15 protein-coding genes are annotated in these 17,193 nt (G+C 72.2%); 12 read left to right on the top strand and 3 right to left on the bottom strand.

The features are described 5' to 3' along the window. Positions 1-21 precede the first annotated feature (21 nt). The 3 genes from ACIBST_RS09050 to ACIBST_RS09040 all read left to right on the top strand — a co-directional run bounded on the left by ACIBST_RS09050 (position 22) and on the right by ACIBST_RS09040 (position 5,176). A complete protein-coding gene (locus ACIBST_RS09050; protein ID WP_397170354.1) occupies positions 22-837 on the top strand; it encodes an ABC transporter ATP-binding protein in 816 nt (271 codons plus the stop codon). Next, on the top strand, positions 834-2,486 hold the full coding sequence (locus tag ACIBST_RS09045; RefSeq protein WP_397170352.1) for a hypothetical protein: 1,653 nt from the start codon (positions 834-836) through the stop codon (positions 2,484-2,486). The genes ACIBST_RS09050 and ACIBST_RS09045 overlap by 4 nt, the downstream gene beginning before the upstream one ends. Positions 2,487-2,554: 68 nt before the next feature. Then, positions 2,555-5,176 (top strand): phosphoenolpyruvate carboxylase, encoded by a 2,622-nt coding sequence (locus ACIBST_RS09040; RefSeq protein ID WP_397170350.1) that lies wholly within the window; start codon positions 2,555-2,557, stop codon positions 5,174-5,176. 54 nt (positions 5,177-5,230) lie between these two features. Here ACIBST_RS09040 and ACIBST_RS09035 read toward each other — a convergent pair whose 3' ends face one another. Continuing rightward, on the bottom strand, positions 5,231-6,310 hold the full coding sequence (locus ACIBST_RS09035) for an epoxide hydrolase family protein (protein WP_397170348.1): 1,080 nt from the start codon (positions 6,308-6,310) through the stop codon (positions 5,231-5,233). Positions 6,311-6,469: 159 nt separating this feature from the next. Here ACIBST_RS09035 and ACIBST_RS09030 point away from each other — a divergent pair, with 159 nt between their 5' ends. Beyond that, the gene (locus ACIBST_RS09030; protein WP_397170346.1) at positions 6,470-8,269 is read left to right on the top strand and encodes a hypothetical protein; all 1,800 of its coding nucleotides are present in this window, start codon (positions 6,470-6,472) and stop codon (positions 8,267-8,269) included. A 103-nt stretch (positions 8,270-8,372) separates the two neighbouring features. Here ACIBST_RS09030 and fdhD read toward each other — a convergent pair whose 3' ends face one another. Beyond that, complete coding sequence (gene fdhD, locus ACIBST_RS09025) at positions 8,373-9,215, bottom strand: formate dehydrogenase accessory sulfurtransferase FdhD (RefSeq protein ID WP_397170345.1); 843 nt, start codon at positions 9,213-9,215, stop codon at positions 8,373-8,375. Continuing rightward, positions 9,212-11,416 (bottom strand): FdhF/YdeP family oxidoreductase, encoded by a 2,205-nt coding sequence (locus tag ACIBST_RS09020; protein WP_397170343.1) that lies wholly within the window; start codon positions 11,414-11,416, stop codon positions 9,212-9,214. The genes fdhD and ACIBST_RS09020 overlap by 4 nt, the downstream gene beginning before the upstream one ends. A gap of 85 nt (positions 11,417-11,501) precedes the next feature. Between ACIBST_RS09020 and ACIBST_RS09015 the strand changes: the two genes are divergently transcribed. The 8 genes from ACIBST_RS09015 to ACIBST_RS08980 all read left to right on the top strand — a co-directional run bounded on the left by ACIBST_RS09015 (position 11,502) and on the right by ACIBST_RS08980 (position 17,086). Next, entirely contained in the window at positions 11,502-12,323 is an 822-nt protein-coding gene (locus ACIBST_RS09015; protein ID WP_397170341.1) for a biotin--[acetyl-CoA-carboxylase] ligase, read from the top strand. A gap of 45 nt (positions 12,324-12,368) precedes the next feature. Continuing rightward, a complete protein-coding gene (locus tag ACIBST_RS09010) occupies positions 12,369-12,887 on the top strand; it encodes a PH domain-containing protein (protein WP_397170340.1) in 519 nt (172 codons plus the stop codon). A gap of 21 nt (positions 12,888-12,908) precedes the next feature. Then, the gene (locus ACIBST_RS09005) at positions 12,909-13,889 is read left to right on the top strand and encodes an adenylate/guanylate cyclase domain-containing protein (protein ID WP_397170338.1); all 981 of its coding nucleotides are present in this window, start codon (positions 12,909-12,911) and stop codon (positions 13,887-13,889) included. Between the two features lie 15 nt (positions 13,890-13,904). Next, entirely contained in the window at positions 13,905-14,990 is a 1,086-nt protein-coding gene (locus ACIBST_RS09000; RefSeq protein WP_397170336.1) for an S-(hydroxymethyl)mycothiol dehydrogenase, read from the top strand. Then, positions 14,990-15,610 carry an MBL fold metallo-hydrolase gene (locus ACIBST_RS08995; RefSeq protein WP_397170334.1) on the top strand — a complete coding sequence of 207 codons (621 nt, stop codon included), beginning with the start codon at positions 14,990-14,992 and terminating at the stop codon, positions 15,608-15,610. The genes ACIBST_RS09000 and ACIBST_RS08995 overlap by 1 nt, the downstream gene beginning before the upstream one ends. A 121-nt stretch (positions 15,611-15,731) precedes the next feature. Beyond that, on the top strand, positions 15,732-15,908 hold the full coding sequence (locus ACIBST_RS08990; protein WP_125632481.1) for a bacterioferritin-associated ferredoxin: 177 nt from the start codon (positions 15,732-15,734) through the stop codon (positions 15,906-15,908). Positions 15,909-15,933: 25 nt separating this feature from the next. Continuing rightward, a complete protein-coding gene (bfr, locus tag ACIBST_RS08985; protein ID WP_357970057.1) occupies positions 15,934-16,419 on the top strand; it encodes a bacterioferritin in 486 nt (161 codons plus the stop codon). A 127-nt stretch (positions 16,420-16,546) separates the two neighbouring features. After that, positions 16,547-17,086 (top strand): hypothetical protein, encoded by a 540-nt coding sequence (locus tag ACIBST_RS08980; RefSeq protein WP_397170332.1) that lies wholly within the window; start codon positions 16,547-16,549, stop codon positions 17,084-17,086. The last annotated feature ends 107 nt before the right edge of the window (positions 17,087-17,193 follow it).

The raw sequence follows: 17,193 nt of genomic DNA, 5'->3' as shown, positions 1-17,193 counted from the left end.
CCGTCCTCCTAGAGTGGATCCATGACGGATGCGGTTCGCTCCCACGGCCTGTACAAGCGCTACGGCGCCCAGGTCGCGGTGGCCGGGGTCGACCTCATGGTCCCGGCGGGCAGCTTCGCGGGTCTGGTCGGTCCCAACGGGGCCGGCAAGACGACCACGCTGAGCATGATCACGGGCCTGCTGCGGCCCGACGGCGGCCAGGCCGCGATCGACGGGTTCGACGTCTGGCGCGACCCGGTCGCCGTCAAGGCGCGCATCGGCGTGCTGCCGGAGGGGCTGCGGCTGTTCGAGCGGCTGTCGGGCCGCGAGCTGCTGCTCTACAACGGCCGGCTGCGCGGCATCCCCAAGGCCGACGTCGAGCAGCGCGCGGGCGAGCTGCTCGACGTGATGGACCTCACCGGGGCCGCCGACAAGCTCGTCGTCGACTACTCCACCGGCATGCGCAAGAAGATCGGGCTGGCCGCGGCGCTGCTGCACAACCCGTCCGTGCTCTTCCTCGACGAGCCGTTCGAAGGGGTCGACCCGGTCAGCTCCAACACCCTGACCGAGGTGCTGCGGCGCTTCACCGCCTCCGGCTCGACGGTCATCTTCTCCAGCCACGTCATGGACCTCGTCGAGCGGCTGTGCGACTGGGTGTCGGTGATGAGCGGCGGCCACATCGTCGCCCAGGGGCCGCTGGAGCAGGTGCGCGGCGGCTCCAGCCTCAACGAGGCGTTCATGCGGCTGGTCGGCGGCGGCTCCCGCGCCCACGGCCAGGCCGGGCTGAGCTGGCTCGGCGCCCGCCACGGCGACCAGCCCCCGACCGCAACGTCTGCCGCGCCCCAGGACACGCCGTGAGCACGGCCGGGAAGGCGCCGGGGAGCGTCGCCGGGGCCGCTTCGGAAAGAGCCGCCGGGGCGTCCGCCGTCACGGGGTCGCCCATGGCGACGGCCGCGCTGTTCGCGCGGCTCAAGCTGCGCCTGATGGCCGGCAACCTGCGCGGCGACGTGCAGCGCAAGCTCGGATTCGTCTTCACCCTGCTCGCCGCGGCCGGCCTGGCCGTGCTCGGGTTCCTGCTGATGAGCCTGCTCAGGCTGGCGCCCTCCGACGCCGCCGCCGAGCTGGTGATCGTCGCGTTCGCGTTCTTCCTGGTGAGCTGGATGATCGTGCCGCTGCTGGCGTTCGGGCTCGACGACACGCTCGACCCGGCGCGGCTGTCGCTGTTCCCGCTGCGTACGCGCGAGCTGGCCGTCGGGCTGTTCACCGCGTCCGCGACGGGCGCGTGGCCGCTGGCGATGCTGATCATCACGGCCGGCGCGCTGGTCGGGCTGCCCACGGGCATCGGGGGCGTGCTGCTCGGCGTGCCCGCGGTGCTGCTGCAGTTCGCGCTCTGCGTGGTCACCTCGCGGCTGATCACCACCTCGCTGTCCGGGGCGCTGCGCAGCCGGCGCGGGCGGGACGTGCTGGCCGTGGCCGCCCTGTTCGTGGTGCTGCTGGCGCAGCTGCCCAACCTGCTGATGAACCGCGGGCTCGGCGACCCCGCCGCGATCCTCCACCGGCTGGCCGGCGTCCTGCGCTGGACGCCGCCGGGCATGGCCGCGCACGCCATGGCCGATGGCGGCCTGGTCGGCGTGGCGGAGCTGGCCGTCGTCGCGGTGCTGGTCGTGGTGGTCGCCTGGCTGTGGATCAAGGCGCTCGGCCGTGCCCTGGTCTCGCCGGACGCCTCGACGCAGGCGGCCTCCGTCCGCCGGGAGCGCGGCCTGGCCGACCGGCTGCTGCCCGACGGGCCGCTGGCGGCCGTGGTGACCAAGGAGCTGAAGTACATCAGGCGCGAGCCGAGGTTCCGCGTGGGCTGGTTCTCCTCGGTCGTGGTGACCGTCGTCCTGGCGTTCTCGCTGAACAACAGCACCGAAGGGCAGGCGGGGCCGGTGCTGCCGGTGCTGATCACCGGCATGGGCGCGCTGATGATCTCGTTGCAGTCGGGCAACGCGTTCGGCATCGACGGGCGTTCCCTGTGGATGAACGCCGTGGCCTTCGGCTCGGAGGAGGACCTGCGCCGCGACCTGGCGGGCCGCCACCTGGCCAACTGCCTGGTCGCCGCGCCGCTGCTGCTGCTCGTGGCGGTCGCGACGGCGTTTCTCACCGGCAGCCAGGGGGCCGTCGTGCCGGCGTTCCTGACCGGGCTGGGGGCGCTCGGCGTCGGGCTCGGGGTCGGCTCGGTGACCAGCGTGACGATCCCGTACACGCTGCCCGAGCGGATGAACGCCTTCAGCGGCGCCGCGCCCGGCCAGGGCGGCCAGGCGTTCGCCTCGTCGATCGGGGCGATGCTGGGGATCGCGCTGATGTCGCTGCCGATCGTGCTGCCGCTGGCGTTCGGGCTGACGTGGGTGTCGGTGCTCGCGCCCTTCTACGGCCTGCTGATCGAGATCCTCGGCAGACGCCTGGCCGGCAAGATCGGCTTCCCCCGTCTTCCGGAGTTGCTGGCGGCGGTGTCCAAGCCCAGCTAGGGAGTGGTCTAGTCCAATGGGCGAGACCGCCATGCGGTCGCAGAAAGCGAGTCGATACCCTTCGAAGCATGATTGACCAGGGGCTCGAGCGTCGTAGTGCCGCCGTGACCGAGATGCCGGACGAGCTGCGCCACGACGTGCGCATGCTCGGCAAGCTGCTCGGCCAGGTGATCGCCGAACAAGGTGGCGAAGACCTGCTGGCCGACGTCGAACGGTTGCGCAAAGCCGTCATCGCGGCGCGCAGAGGCGAGATTTCCGCCGACGAGATCACCGAAATGGTCGCCGGATGGGAGATCGAGCGGGCGGTCGCGGTCGCCCGCGCGTTCACCTGCTACTTCCACCTGGCGAACCTGGCCGAGGAGCACTACCGGATCCGCACGCTGCGCGAGCGCGACGCCGAGGGGAGGGTGCAGCGGGAGTCGCTGGCGCAGGCCGTCCACGAGCTCGGCGAGGAGCGCGTGAGCGAGCTGTTGCAGGGGCTGGAGCTGCACCCGGTGCTGACCGCGCACCCCACCGAGGCGCGCAGGCGCGCGGTCGTCACCGCCATCCAGCGCATCAGCGGCCAGCTCACCGAGTACAACGCGCCCGGCCGCGGCGCGTCGGAGCGCGCCGAGAGCAGGCGCCGCCTGCTGGAGGAGATCGACCTGCTGTGGCGGACGGCCCAGCTGCGCTCCACCAAGCTCGACCCGCTCGACGAGGTGCGCACCGCCATGGCCGCCTTCGACGAGACGCTGTTCCGCATGGTGCCCCAGGTCTACCGCTCGCTCGACGCGGCGCTCGACGCGGGCACCGGCACCCGTCCGCCGCTGGCCAGGCCCTTCATCCGCTACGGGAGCTGGATCGGCGGCGACCGCGACGGCAACCCCAACGTCACCGCCAAGGTCACCCGCGACACGATCCAGATCCAGTCCGAGCACGTGCTGACCGCCCTGGAGACGGCCTGCACGCGCATCGCCCGCACGCTGACCGCCTCCGCCCAGTTCTCGCCCAGCTCGGCCGAGCTGAAGGGCGCGCTGGCCGCGGCCATCGACGCGCATCCCGAGCTGGTCTCCGAGCTGGCCACCCGCTCGCCGCGCGAGCCGCACCGCCAGTGGCTGCTGTACGTGGCCGCCCGCATCGCCGCCACCCGCCGCCGCGACCTCGACCTCGCCTACCGCGCGCCCGCCGAGCTGCTGGCCGACCTGCGCCTGGTGCAGGAGTCGCTGGCGCGCAGCGCGCCGCGGCAGGCGTACGGGGAGCTGCAGCACCTCCTCTGGCAGGTCGAGACGTTCGGCTTCCACCTGGCCGAGCTGGAGGTGCGCCAGCACTCGCAGGTGCACGCGGCCGCCCTGGAGGAGATCAGGGCCGGCGGCGAGCTGTCGGAGCGCACCGAGGAGGTGCTGGCCACGATCCGGGTGATCGCCTGGATCCAGGAGCGGTTCGGCGTCACGGCCTGCTCCCGCTACGTGGTCTCCTTCACCCGTTCGGCCGACGACATCGCGGCCGTCTACGAGCTGGCCGGGCACGCCCTGGGCGACCGGGCGCCGGTGCTCGACGTGGTGCCGCTGTTCGAGTCCGGCCAGGACCTGGCGAACTCGCCGGCCGTGCTGAGCGGCATGCTGGAGATCCCGCAGATCCAGGACCGCCTGGCCGCGACCGGCCGCCGCATGGAGATCATGCTCGGCTACTCCGACTCGGCCAAGGAGCTGGGCCCGGCGGCCGCCACCCTCCGCCTGTACGAGGCGCAGGAGGAGCTGACCGTGTGGGCCCACGAGCACGACGTCAAGCTGCGCATGTTCCACGGCCGCGGCGGCGCGCTCGGCCGCGGCGGCGGCCCGGCCAACCGGGCGGTGCTGGCGCAGGCGCCCGGCTCGGTCGCGGGCCGCTTCAAGGTCACCGAGCAGGGCGAGGTCATCTTCGCTCGTTACGGGCACATCGCCATCGCCCGCCGCCATCTGGAGCAGGTCACCAACGCCGTGCTGCTGGCCTCCTCGCCCACGGTCGGCGCCCGTACGGCGGCCGCCGCCGAGCGGTTCCGCGGCCTGGCCCGGCAGGTGGCCACGGCCTCGGAGAAGGCCTACCGGGCGCTCACCGAGGCCCCCGGGTTCCCCGAGTGGTTCGCGCTGGTCAGCCCGCTGGAGGAGATCGGCTCGCTGCGGCTCGGCTCACGTCCGGCCCGCCGCGGCCTGGGCGCGCCGCGCTCGCTGGACGACCTGCGGGCCATCCCGTGGGTGTTCGCCTGGGCCCAGACCCGCGTCAACCTGCCCGGCTGGTACGGCCTGGGCACCGGCCTGGCCGCCGTCGGCTCCCTCGACGAGCTGCGCGCGGCCTACGCCGAGTGGCCGCTGTTCAACGCGATGCTGGACAACGCCGAGATGTCGCTGGCCAAGACCGACCGGTCGATCGCCAAGCGCTACCTCGCACTCGGCGGCCGGGACGACTTCGCCCGCCAGGTGCTGGAGGAGTACGACCGCACCCGCGAGCTGGTGCTCCGGGTGACCGGCCACACGCGGCTGCTGGAGAACCGCAAGGTGCTCTCGCGGGCCGTGCAGCTGCGCGACCCGTACGTCGACGCGCTGTCGCACCTGCAGCTGCGGGCGCTGCGCGCGATGCGCACCGAGGACCTGTCGGAGCAGGAGCGCGAGCGGCTGTCCACGCTGCTGCTGCTGTCGGTCAACGGCGTGGCCGCCGGCCTGCAGAACACCGGCTGAGCACACGCGCGGACGGCCCGGCGGGGGGGCCGGGCCGTCCGAAAGCGCGGGGAATCAGCGCAGGCTGTCGAAGAAGGCCGTGATGTCGGAGGTGAGCGCCTCCGTGGCGGTGTGGGCCGTGTAGTGGCCGTGGGCGGGGGCGGGCAGGGTCTTCCACGAGACGATGCCGTGGTGGTCGCGCTCGGCGAAGCGGCGGATCGACGCGAAGTCGCCCTCGGCCATGGCCAGCGCGGTCGGGGTGGTCGTCGGCTCCTGCGGCTGCTCCATGCGGGCGTTCTCCCAGTAGAGCCGCAGCGCCGAGCCGGCGGTGCCGGTGAACCAGTGGATCGAGGCGTTGGTCAGCACGAAGTCGTCGTCCAGGTCCTCGTCGAAGAGCTGGGCGAGCCAGCCGACGAGCCCGGCGGGGGAGTCGGCGAGGGCGTGCGCGAGCGTCTGCGGCTGCTGCGACTGCAGGACGTTGAACGCGCCCTTCTCCTTCCAGAACCAGTCGAGCACGGCCAGCCCCGCCTGGTCCTCCTCGCTCAACCCGGCGAACTCGGCCGGGTCGCCGGAGGGGAAGGAGAACAGCTGGGTGACGTGCACGCCGACGACGTGCTCGGCGTCGATCCGGCCCAGCTCGGGGGAGATCATCGAGCCGCCGTCGTTGCCGACGGCGCCGTAGCGCTCGTAGCCGAGGCGGGCCATCAGCTCGGCCCAGGCCCCGGCGATGCGCCGGTTGTTCCAGCCGAGCTCCTTGGTCGGGCCGGAGAAGCCGAAGCCGGGCAGCGACGGGACGACCACGTGGAAGCGGCGCGACAGCGGCTCGATCGCGGCGAGGTACTCGGCGACGGTGCCGGGCCAGCCGTGGGTGAGGATCAGCGGCAGGGCGTCGGGGTTGTCGGAGCGTACGTGGATGAAGTGGATGTTCTGCCCGTCGATCTCCGTGGTGAACTGCGGGTGGGCGTTGAGCCTGGCCTCCTGGGCGCGCCAGTCGAAGCCGGTCTGCCAGTGGGCCACCAGGCGCTTGACCCGCTCGACGCCCACGCCCTGGTCGGCGCCGGGGATCTCGTCGGCGAAGCGGGTCAGCGCGAGCCGGGCGCGCAGGTCGTCGAGGTCGGCCTGGGAGATCTCGATGCGGAACGGGCGGATGCTCATGAGGGGTCCTCTCGACCGAAGAAGCGGAACGGCTTGTTCTGTTCCAACTATAGCAGAACGGAACGCTTCATTCCACGAGCGTCACAAGAGGGCTCCAAGTGACTTCCAAGGATCACTGAGCAGCATGGGGGCTTTGACAGCGCAGAAAGGGACCCCCTCATGAAAAGGACAGCCTTGCTGCTGGGCACGGTGATGCTCGGCAGCCTGCTGGCCGCTCCTCCGGCCCTGGCCGCCACCGCCCCGGCGACCTCGGTGACCAGGGTCAGGGCCGTCCCCGCCGGTCAGGCGGGCGAGTGCCCCACGACCGTGGCCTTCTCCGCCACGGTGGCCGCCAAGGGCAAGGGCATCGTGCGGTACCGCTGGGTACGCGGTGACCGCAGCAAGAGCGCCATCAGGAGCTTCCGCGTCGACGGCGCGCGCAAGGTCGTCGTGAGGGACCGCCAGACCTTCGACCGCGACACGACCGGCTGGCAGGCCGTCGAGGTGCTCGGCCGGCGCGGACTGTCGGCCAAGGCCCGCTTCCGCGTCGCCTGCGCCGGAGCCCCGCAGCGGTACGACGTGGTCAACCCGCTGCCCGCGCAGCCGGACAGGCCGCTGGAGGCCGCCGCGAGCGTGCAGGCGAGCCCGGCCCGCCAGGACGGCCGCTGCCCGGCCACCGTGACCTTCACCGCGACCATCCAGGTCTCGCGCACCCCCGCCAAGGTCGGCTACCAGTGGATCGACAGCGCCACGGGCGAGGGCAGGGTGGAGTCGCTGTACTTCGCCGCCGGCGCCCCGCGCAGCAGGCAGGTCACGCTGCCGCTGTCCGTGGGCACCTCCACCTCGGGCTGGCGGTCGGTACGCATCCTCAACGCCGGCGGCCACGACTCCGCGCGGGCGTCGTACGAGGTGACCTGCCGCGTCACGCCGGACCCCAAGCCGACCACCACCCCGACCAACACGCCCACCCCGACGCCGACGATCTCCTCGACGCCCACGCCGACCACGACCACGCAGCCCCCGGCGCAGCAGCCGCAGGCGGCGATCAGCGCCCTGACGCCCGGCGACTACGCGGGTTACTGCGACGAGCCGATCGCCTACCAGGCCACCGGCCGCATCACCCTCCCGGCGGGCCCGGCCGCCAGCGTCGGCTACTGGTGGACCCTCGACGGCGCCGAGTGGCAGCACCAGACCGTCAGCTTCCCGGCCGGCACCCAGCCCAGGTCGCAGGACGTCACCGCCGCCTGGAGCCTCGACCAGTCGAAGACCGGCTCCCACAAGCTGGCCCTGACCACCCAGCCCGGCGCGGCCCAGGCCGCCGAGCGCACGTTCGCCCTGTCCTGCACGGCCGACCCCGACCCGGCCAAGCTGGCCATCCCCTACGTCCTGACGCCCGTCTACCGGGGCGACTGCACCGGCTCCATCGGCCTGCGGGTGGACGCCCGGATCACCACCGACCGCGACGCCGACGTCCGGTACCGCGTCGTCGTGGACGGCAAGCCCGGCCCGGTCAGGACGCAGGACGCCAAGCCCGGCAGGGCCCAGTCGATCGGCGACTTCTTCTACATCAACCCCAAGGCCTCCGGAACCGGCGTCATCCGTCTTGAGGTGCTGAACCACAACAAGCCGGTCAAGGAGAAGCCGTACACGGTGACCTGCGTGCCGGTGGACTCGTCGCCGGGGACGGTGCGGATCAGCGAGTTCCAGCCGGTCCACTACTTCGGCGACTGCGCCGAGGCCCCGTACGTGACCGCTCACGGCGCCTTCCGCGCCGCGCCGGACACCGAGATCACCTGGCGCTGGGTCGTCGACGGCAAGCCGATGGAGCCGGCCACGTACAAGACCAACAGCGGCGGCTACCTTCAGGTGCAGGCCTCCCACTGGCACCGGGACACGAAGACCTCCGGCGTGGTCCGGCTTGAGGTGCTGAACCACAACAAGCCATCCGCCGAAGGCGTGTACCCCGTCACCTGCGAATAGCCCTCACAAGGCACATCCAACCGGGACACGAGCCGCCGTGATCATCCTGGGGTTCCGTCATCGCGTAGGAACCCCAGGATGAGATGGACGGCCCTGCCGCCGACTAGGACGTGACGACCCGCTCCTGCCCGGCGTAGACGTTGCAGCGCTCGCCGCGCAGGAACCCCACCAGCGTCAGCCCGAACTCCCTGGCCAGATCGACGGCCAGGGACGAGGGCGCCGACACCGCGCAGACCGCCGGGACGCCGGCCGCCAGCGCCTTCTGCATGATCTCGTAGCTGGCCCTGCCGCTGACCATGAGCACGTGCTCGGCCAGCGGCAGCCGGTCCGCCAGCGCCGCCCAGCCGACCAGCTTGTCCACGGCGTTGTGCCGGCCGACGTCCTCGCGCAAGGCCAGCAGCGTGCCCGTCGCCGAGAACAGGCCCGCCGCGTGCAGCCCGCCGGTCTTGCCGAACACGCCCTGGGCCGCGCGCAGCGCGCCGGGAAGGCCGTAGAGGACCTCGGGGGTGAGTTCGAGCGAGCCCCTGGGGATCGGCTTGCACCGGCCGTGCAGCGCGTCGAGGCCGGCCGAGCCGCAGACGCCGCACGCGCTGGAGGTGAGGAAGTGCCGGTCGAGCGCGGGCAGGTCGGGCACCGGCCCGTGCAGGCGGACGGTGACGGTGTTGTAGCGGGCCTCGGGCGGCAGGTCGTCGTCGGTGCAGTACGCGATGGCCGCGATGTCGTCCGGCCCGGCCAGGCCCTCGCCGCTCAGGAACCCGGCGGCCAGCTCGAAGTCGTGCCCGGGGGTGCGCATGGTGATGGCGACCGTCCTGCGGGCGCCGTCGCCGCCGATGAGGCGGATCTCCAGCGGCTCCTCCGTGGCCAGGTCGTCGCGCCGGTCGCGGGCGCCGGACCCGGCCAGCTCCCGGATGCGGACGCGGGTGGTGGGCCCGGGACGCGCCTTCACAGCGGCCGCACGGTGACGACCGCGTTGTAGTCGGGGATGCGCGCCTGCGGCGAGCGCCGGGCCTCGTCGAGCAGGACGTTCCCCTCCGGCCAGTGGATCTGCAGGTTGCCCGGCATCAGCGGGGCGCGCAGCACCTTGCCCTGGTAGGAGCGCTCGCCCGCGCGCAGCTCGACCGGGGCGCCGTCGGCCAGCCCGAGCCGGTCGGCGTCGTACGGGCTCATCAGCACGGCCTCGCGCGCCGCGCCGTTGAAGCCGTCGAGCCGCTCGTGGACCATGCTGTTGAACTGCTTGCCGCGCCTGGTCGCGACCTTGAACGTGCCGTCGGGGCGCTCAAGGGCGGGCGGCTCGACCACGGAGAAGACGGCCAGCCCGTCGGGCGTCTGGAAGCGGCCGTCGGCGAAGAGGTGGCGGCCGCCGTACTGGACGTTGTCCCCGAACTTCCGCAACCCGGAGATGCCCTGGTAGAACGGCACGACCTGCTCGATCTCCGCACGGATCTGCGGAGTGCCGGTGAACCGCACATGGTCGGCGATCTCCGGACGGGTACGGGCGGCCAGCTCGGAGAAGATCTTCCACTCCGGCCACGCCTCGCCCACGCGCGGCCCCTCGACCTCGGGCGAGAAGATGATCCGCCGCTCGGTGGAGGTCTCGGTCACGCCGCCGACCATCTCGTAGCGCGTCTGGGCGGGCAGCAGCAGCACGTCGCCCTCGCCCGGAACGAGCATCTGCGAGGACAGCACGATGTCGATGTGCACCCGCAGCCCCAGCCTGGACAGCGCCTCGCGGCAGTAGGCCGGGTCGGGCAGCACCTCCAGGAAGTTGCCGCCGGAGGAGACGAGCGCGTCGAGCTCGCCCCGGTGGGCCGCGTCGATCATGTCGGTCGCGGTCAGCCCGGCCGTGTCGGGCACCTGGAAGCCCCACAGGTCGGTGAACTTGGCGGCGTTGGCGGAGGTGATCGGCAGGCCGCCGGGGAAGCCGGTCGCGTACGCGCCCATCTCGGCCCCGCCCTGCACCCCGCTGTGCCCCCGGATCGGCATCAGCCCGCACTTGTCGCGCCCGAGGAAGCCGCGCGCGAGCGCCAGGTTGACGATCGCCCGGACGTTGTCCTCCCCGTAGGCGTGCTGGGTGATGCCCATCGACCAGACCAGCACCGCCGACCGCGCCCGGCCGAGCAGCTCGGCCAGCCGGAACATCTGCTCCTTGGTCGCCCCCGAGAGCGCTTCGAGCTCGGCCCACGACTGGCCCTCGACGGCCTTGCGCGCCTCCTCGAACCCGGACGTGCGCCCGGTCACGAACGCCTTGTCCACCCAGTCGTTCTCGATGAGGTGCTTGAGCACGCCGTTGAGGAAGCCGATGTCGCCGCCGACGTTCACGCCGAAGAACTCGTCGGTGATCTTCGTGCCGAACAGCGCGGACTCGGCGTTGGAGGGCACCCAGTACTTGTCCATGCCCGGCTCGCGGTAGGCGTTGACCATGGCGATCCGGGTGCCGGCCTTCTTGGCGTGGTAGAGGTACTTCATCGCGACCGGCTGGTTGTTCGACGGGTTCGAGCCGATGAAGACGATCAGGTCCGAGCCGATCCAGTCGGTGTAGGAGCAGGTCGTGGCCGCCGCGCCGATGGTCTGCTTGAGCGCGACCGTCGAGGGCGAGTGGCAGATGCGGGCGGCGTTGTCGACGTTGTTCGTGCCGAGCGCCCGCACCGCCTTCTGCGCCGCGTAGTAGTTCTCGTTGGGCACCCCGCGGCTGGTCAGGTACGTGCCGAAGCGCGCGCCGCGCAGCCGCTCGGCCGCCACCCGCAGCGCCTCGTCCCACGTGAGGCGGGTGAAGCCGGGCTCGCCGGCCCGCCGCAGCATCGGGTACGGCAGCCGCCCCAGCTCCCGCAGCTCCGCGCTCTTCCGCCCGGCCAGCCCGGAGACGTCGCGCAGCAGCGACACGTCGAGCGCGGGCATGGTGTTGAGCGGCAGCAGGCGCAACCTGATGTTGCACAGGTGGATCTCGTCCATCGTCCAGTCGCGCATGCCGTGCGTGCCGAGCGCGCAGCCGTCGCAGGTGCCCTGGTTGAGTATGCGCCAGGCGTAACGCCTGTTCCCCTTGACCGACCTGAACGCCTTCCACAGCTCCAGGTAGTTGTTCGGCTTGCGCAACCCGAGGCCGAAGGGCCGCCACGAAGCCCAGTTGCGAGGGTCAGGACGTCTGCTCATCCCCCCATCTTTACCCCTCATGCGGACTTCGAGACCAGCCGGTGCGGTGCGACGACCTCGGCGCGAGTTCGGCCAAGATAGGGGGATGGCCTCCTCGCGCTACTCCGACCTCGACCGTCCGCCGCTCTCGGAGGCCGCGCTCAACCGCGCGCTCGTGCGTCCCGGCGCCCTGTGGACGGGCGTCACCGTCGTCGAGACCACCGGCTCGACCAACGCCGACCTCGCCCTGGCCGCCCAGGCCGGGGCCGAGCAGGGCCGGGTGCTGGTGGCCGAGTCGCAGGTCGCCGGCCGGGGCCGGCTCGACCGCGCCTGGTCGGCGCCGCCGCGGTCCGGGCTGACGTTCTCCGTCCTGCTCAGGCCCACGGCGCCGGTGCCGGCCCAGGGGTGGCTGCCGCTGCTGTACGGCGTGGCCGCCGCCTCGGCCGTGCGCCGGCTGGCCGAGGTCGACGTGCGCCTGAAGTGGCCCAACGACCTGCTGGTGGGCGAGCGCAAGCTGGCCGGGGTGCTGGCCGAGCGGGTCGACGACGCCGTCGTCATCGGCATGGGGCTCAACGTCTCCCTGCGCGCGGAGGAGGCCCCGGTCGAGACGGCCACGTCCCTGGCCATCGAGGAGGCGGCCTGCGTCGACCGCGACCCGCTGCTGCGGGCCGTGCTGCGCGAGGTCGAGGGCCACTACCGCGAGTGGGAGGCGGCCGGCGGCGACGCCGAGGCCGCCGGGCTGCGCGCCGCCTACCTCGCCGCCAGCGCCACGGTCGGCCGCGACGTCCGGGTGGAGCTGCCGGGCGAGCAGGTGCTGACCGGGCGGGCGACCGGCATCGACGGCTCCGGCCACCTCCAGGTCGAGTCCGGCGGCGAGCGCTACACGCTGGGCGCCGGAGACGTCGTGCACGTGCGGGCCGCCCGTTGAGCCGGGGCGTAGCCGCTCGGCCGGGTTGGTGGCAGCATGTGCGGCATGACCCTTCCCGACCACCATCTGACGCAGGGTGAGCAGCGCGTCCGATCCTTCCATCCCCACTGGAAGCGCCTCGTCGGCCCGTTCTTCGCGCTGATCCTCATCGCCGCGGCAGCGGGTGCGGCCCTCTACTTCTTCCCCACCACGTGGGGGGAGAGCGTCACCTCCTACGGCAGGATCGCCGTCGTCGTCATCGCCGTGATCCTGCTGACGATCTTCTCGTTCGTGCCCTACCTGCAGTGGAAGAACACCGGGTACGTCCTGACGACCCACCGGTTCACGATCAGCGTGGGCGTGCTCAACAAGTCCACCGACGAGATCCCGATGGCCAAGGTCAACACCGTCAGCTCCGACCAGACGTTCATGGAGCGCATGCTCGGCTGCGGCACGCTGACCGTCGAGTCCGCGGGCGAGCGCGGCCAGATCGTCCTGCGCGACATCCCGCGCATCCAGGACGTCCGCATGGACCTGTTCAAGCTGGTCGAGGACGCGTCCGACGGAGAGATCGACGGCCGCTGAGGTTGGCGTAGCCTGCTGATCGTGAACGCCACCCAACCGCCCGGCAGGCCGACCGCCGAGCAGATCGAGCGCACGCTCGTCGGCATGCCGGCCCGCCACACCCGCGCGCAGGTCGCGGCCGGGGCCGGGGTGTCGCAGGAGCTCGCCCAGCGCATCTGGCGGGCGCTCGGCTTCGCCCAGTTCCCCGACGACGCCGTGGCGTTCAGCGACGCCGACGTGGCCGCGCTGCGCCGGGTGCGCAGCCTGCTCGACGGCGGCCTGCTCGACGAGCAGGCCGTCATCCGCATGGCCCGCGCGCTCGGCCAGACCACCGCCAGGCTGGCGCAGTGGCAGGCCGAGATCGTGATCGGCACGGTGATCCAGGACGCGCGCACCGACGCCGACCTCAACGGCGTCCTCGACACCGCCAAGGCGCTGCTGCCCGACTTCGAGCACCTGCTGGTGCACGTCTGGCGGGCCCAGCTCGCCGCCGCCGGAACCCGCCTGCTGGCCGTCGCCGACGACCAGGACGAGCGGGGGCCGGCCCGCGTGTCGATCGCCGTGGGCTTCGCCGACCTGGTCTCCTTCACCCGCCGCTCGCGCGAGCTGGACGAGCGGGCGCTGGCCTCGCTGGTCGAGGGCTTCGAGTCGCGCGCCGCCGACGTGGTGGCCGCGCACGGCGCGCGGCTGGTCAAGACGCTCGGCGACGAGGTGCTGTTCACCGCGCCCGCGCCGGCCCAGGCCGCCGCGATCGCCCTCGACCTCGCCGACAGCCTGGAGCTGCGCATCGGCATGGCGTACGGGCCGGTCGTGCCCATGATGGGCGACGTGTTCGGCACCACCGTCAACCTGGCCGCCCGGCTCACGGCCATCGCCCGGCCGGGCACGATCCTGGTCGACTCCGAGCTGGCCGAGGGCCTGGCCGCGGCGCCGGACGGGATCGAGGTCCACAAGATCAGGAGACGGCCGGCAAGAGGCCTCGGCGTGGTCCAGCCCTATGTCTTGCGGAGATCATCCTCCTGACACAAGATGGCTGCCATGCCGTACGAAGTGCAGGGCGTGATCGCCCGCGGTAAGGGCCAGGAAGTTTCGCTGGAGACGGTGGTCGTCCCCGACCCCGGGCCGGGCGAGGCGGTGGTGAACGTGCAGGCCTGCGGGGTCTGCCACACCGACCTGCACTATCGCGAGGGCGGGATCAACGACGACTTCCCCTTCCTGCTGGGCCACGAGGCCGCGGGCACGGTCGAGGCCATCGGCGAGGGCGTCACCGGGCTGGCGCCCGGCGACTTCGTGATCCTCAACTGGCGCGCGGTGTGCGGCCAGTGCCGCGCCTGCCTGCGCGGCCGGCCGTGGTACTGCTTCGCCACCCACAACGCCACCCAGAAGATGACGCTCAAGGACGGCACCGAGCTGTCGCCCGCGCTCGGCATCGGCGCGTTCCTGGAGAAGACGCTGGTGGCCGCCGGCCAGTGCACCAAGGTGTCGGCCGAGGCGCCGGCCCAGGTCGCGGGCCTGCTGGGCTGCGGCGTGATGGCCGGCATCGGCGCGGCGATCAACACCGGCGGCGTGACGCGCGGCGACAGCGTGGCCGTGATCGGCTGCGGCGGCGTCGGCGACGCGGCTGTCCTCGGGGCGTCGCTGGCCGGGGCGTCCCGGATCATCGCCGTCGACGTCGACGACCGCAAGCTGGAGTGGGCCCGCGGGTTCGGCGCGACGCACACGGTCAACTCGCGGGAGAGCGACCCGGTCGAGGCGATCCGCGACCTGACCGGCGGGTTCGGCGCGGACGTGGTGATCGATGCGGTCGGCCGGCCGGAGACGTTCGAGCAGGCGTTCCACGCCCGCGACCTGGCCGGCACGGTGGTCCTGGTGGGCGTGCCGACGCCGGAGATGCGGCTGGAGCTGCCGCTGCTCGACGTGTTCGGCCGCGGCGGCGCGCTGAAGTCGTCCTGGTACGGCGACTGCCTGCCCTCGCGGGACTTCCCGATGCTGATCGACCTGTTCCTGCAGAACCGGCTGCCGCTCGACCGGTTCGTCACCGAGACGATCGGGCTCCACCAGGTCGAGGAGGCGTTCGCGAAGATGCACCGCGGCGAGGTGCTGCGCTCGGTGGTGGTGCTCTGATGATCGACCGCGTCATCACCTCCGGCACGTTCTCGCTCGACGGCGGCACCTGGGAGGTCGACAACAACGTCTGGCTGGTCGGCGACGCGCGCGAGGTCGTGATCATCGACGCCGCGCACGACGCCGACGCCATCGCCGCGCGGGCCGGCGGCCGCCGGGTCAAGGCCATCGTGTGCACCCACGCCCACAACGACCACGTCAACGCCGCCGCCCGGCTGGCCGAGCTGACCGGCGCGCCGATCCTGCTGCACCCGGCCGACCAGGTGCTCTGGGAGCAGGTGTACGGGCCGGAGGTGGCGTACACGCCGCTGGCCGACGGCGAGAAGATCTCGGTGGGCGGGGTGGCCCTGGAGGTGCTGCACACGCCGGGCCACTCGCCGGGCGCGGTCTGCCTGCACGCGCCCGACGCGGGCGTGCTGTTCAGCGGCGACACGCTCTTCAAGGGCGGGCCGGGGGCGACCGGGCGGTCGTACTCGTCGTTCGACACGATCATCGAGTCGATCGCCGGGCGGCTGCTGTCCCTGCCGCCGGAGACGGTCGTGCACACGGGTCACGGCGACTCCACGTCCATCGGGGCGGAGGCGCCGCACCTGGAGGAGTGGCGGGCGAGAGGCCACTGACCTGCGGGGTCAGGTGAATGTGACGCCTCTAACATAGGCAAGCCTTACCGAAGTGAGCTATCTTAGGTGTGCCTAACCTAAAGGCGTCCCCTTCCTGCTCGCTTGAGAGGCCTGTCCCCGGATGTATGTATGCATTTGTCGTGCTGTGACCGAGAACGAGGTCCACGACTGCATCGCCTCCGGGGCGAAGAGCGCGAAGCAGATTCGCGACACCACTGGGGCCGGTGGGGACTGTGCCCGTTGTGTACGGAAGATCTGTGCGATCCTGAAGCAGTCTGAAGAACTGACGACCGCATAGCCGCACCGTGACGAGGGGCCCGTTCATGCAGGGCGACAAGCAGATCATCGAACTCCTCAACGAACAGCTGACCGCCGAGCTCACGGCGATCAACCAGTACTTCCTGCACGCGAAGATGCAGGAGAACTGGGGATACACCAAGCTGGCCAAGCACACGCGCGACGAGTCCTTCGAGGAGATGCGCCACGCCGAACGGCTGACCGACCGCATCCTGTTCCTCGAAGGGCTGCCCAACTACCAGCGCCTGGGCACGCTGCACATCGGCCAGACCGTCGAGGAGCAGCTCAAGGCCGACCTTGAGGTCGAGCTGGCAGTGGTCGAACGGCTGCGCCCGGCGATCCAGCTCATGAGGGAGAAGGGCGACATCACCTCCGCCCGCATCTTCGAGGACATCCTTGAGGACGAGGAGGAGCACATCGACTACCTGGAGACCGAGCTGGGCCTGATGCGCAGCCTGGGCGAGCAGCTCTACCTCGCCCGCTACGCCGAGCCCCACTCCGTCGACGACTAGAGCCCCCCTGATCTCTCCGGCCCCGCCGCCCGCCCGGGCGGCGGGGCCGTCGTCTTCGGGCCGCTCGCCGCCCACTGACGGATACTGGGGGAGGCGAGCCCAGGACACCTGTGAGGGAGTGGTCTCCATGCTCTATCTCTTCGGCTTCGAGCGCATCGGCGTGGCCGTCGGCGACCTGTACTTCGTCGACCCCGACCCGGGTGAGCACCAGGAGGGCGCCGAGCACGGCGTGCGCCTGGAGATCCGCAGGCTCGCGCCGGGCGAGCTCAAGGGGTCGATCTACTCGGCCCGTCCGATCGTCGTCGATCAGCTCATCTGGCGGGTCGACCTGCTGGAGTCGGTCGACGGCACGCCGGGCAGCTTCGACCGTACGCACCACCACCCGGGCTCCAGCGGCTGGGAGCCCGACCGGCGGGTGTTCGACGAGGAGCTGTCGGCCGAGCCGCTGAAGTGGCTGGGGGAGCGGCTGGCCGACCTCGACGGCGTGCTGCGGCAGTCGGGCGTCGATCCCGCCGAGGTCGGCGCGGGCGACGCGGCGAGCCTGCGGGAGACCGCCCCCGAGATCGTCGACACGGTCCGCCGCCTGCTCGACCGGGTGCGCGCCGGCGAGCTCGGCACCGCCCCGGCCGGCGGTCCGGCGGCGTCCGTCCGGTCGAGCTGGCTCTGAACGGCACGTTCCAGGCATTCCGGCGCCCGGATCGGGGTATCACGCTCCGGGCGCCGCGCCGGGCGCGACGCGTCCCGCGGATGCGGGCGTACGTGGTGTGATGGGAA

The sequence above is a fragment of the Nonomuraea sp. NPDC049684 genome (assembly GCF_044465345.1).
GTDB lineage: Bacteria > Actinomycetota > Actinomycetes > Streptosporangiales > Streptosporangiaceae > Nonomuraea.
The sequence above is the reverse complement of the archived record's forward strand: the minus strand, read 5'-3'. Positions and strand labels throughout refer to the sequence as shown.

Bases quoted from the DNA above. Each gene is read 5' to 3' on its own strand.
- ACIBST_RS09050 (WP_397170354.1), top strand. From the start codon at position 22: ATGACGGATGCGGTTCGCTCCCACGGCCTGTACAAGCGCTACGGCGCC.
- ACIBST_RS09040 (WP_397170350.1), top strand. From the start codon at position 2,555: ATGATTGACCAGGGGCTCGAGCGTCGTAGTGCCGCCGTGACCGAGATG.
- ACIBST_RS09035 (WP_397170348.1), bottom strand. From the start codon at position 6,310: ATGAGCATCCGCCCGTTCCGCATCGAGATCTCCCAGGCCGACCTCGAC.
- ACIBST_RS09030 (WP_397170346.1), top strand. From the start codon at position 6,470: ATGAAAAGGACAGCCTTGCTGCTGGGCACGGTGATGCTCGGCAGCCTG.
- ACIBST_RS09020 (WP_397170343.1), bottom strand. From the start codon at position 11,416: ATGAGCAGACGTCCTGACCCTCGCAACTGGGCTTCGTGGCGGCCCTTC.
- ACIBST_RS09015 (WP_397170341.1), top strand. From the start codon at position 11,502: ATGGCCTCCTCGCGCTACTCCGACCTCGACCGTCCGCCGCTCTCGGAG.
- ACIBST_RS09010 (WP_397170340.1), top strand. From the start codon at position 12,369: ATGACCCTTCCCGACCACCATCTGACGCAGGGTGAGCAGCGCGTCCGA.
- ACIBST_RS09000 (WP_397170336.1), top strand. From the start codon at position 13,905: ATGCCGTACGAAGTGCAGGGCGTGATCGCCCGCGGTAAGGGCCAGGAA.
- ACIBST_RS08995 (WP_397170334.1), top strand. From the start codon at position 14,990: ATGATCGACCGCGTCATCACCTCCGGCACGTTCTCGCTCGACGGCGGC.
- ACIBST_RS08990 (WP_125632481.1), top strand. From the start codon at position 15,732: ATGTATGTATGCATTTGTCGTGCTGTGACCGAGAACGAGGTCCACGAC.
- bfr (WP_357970057.1), top strand. From the start codon at position 15,934: ATGCAGGGCGACAAGCAGATCATCGAACTCCTCAACGAACAGCTGACC.
- ACIBST_RS08980 (WP_397170332.1), top strand. From the start codon at position 16,547: ATGCTCTATCTCTTCGGCTTCGAGCGCATCGGCGTGGCCGTCGGCGAC.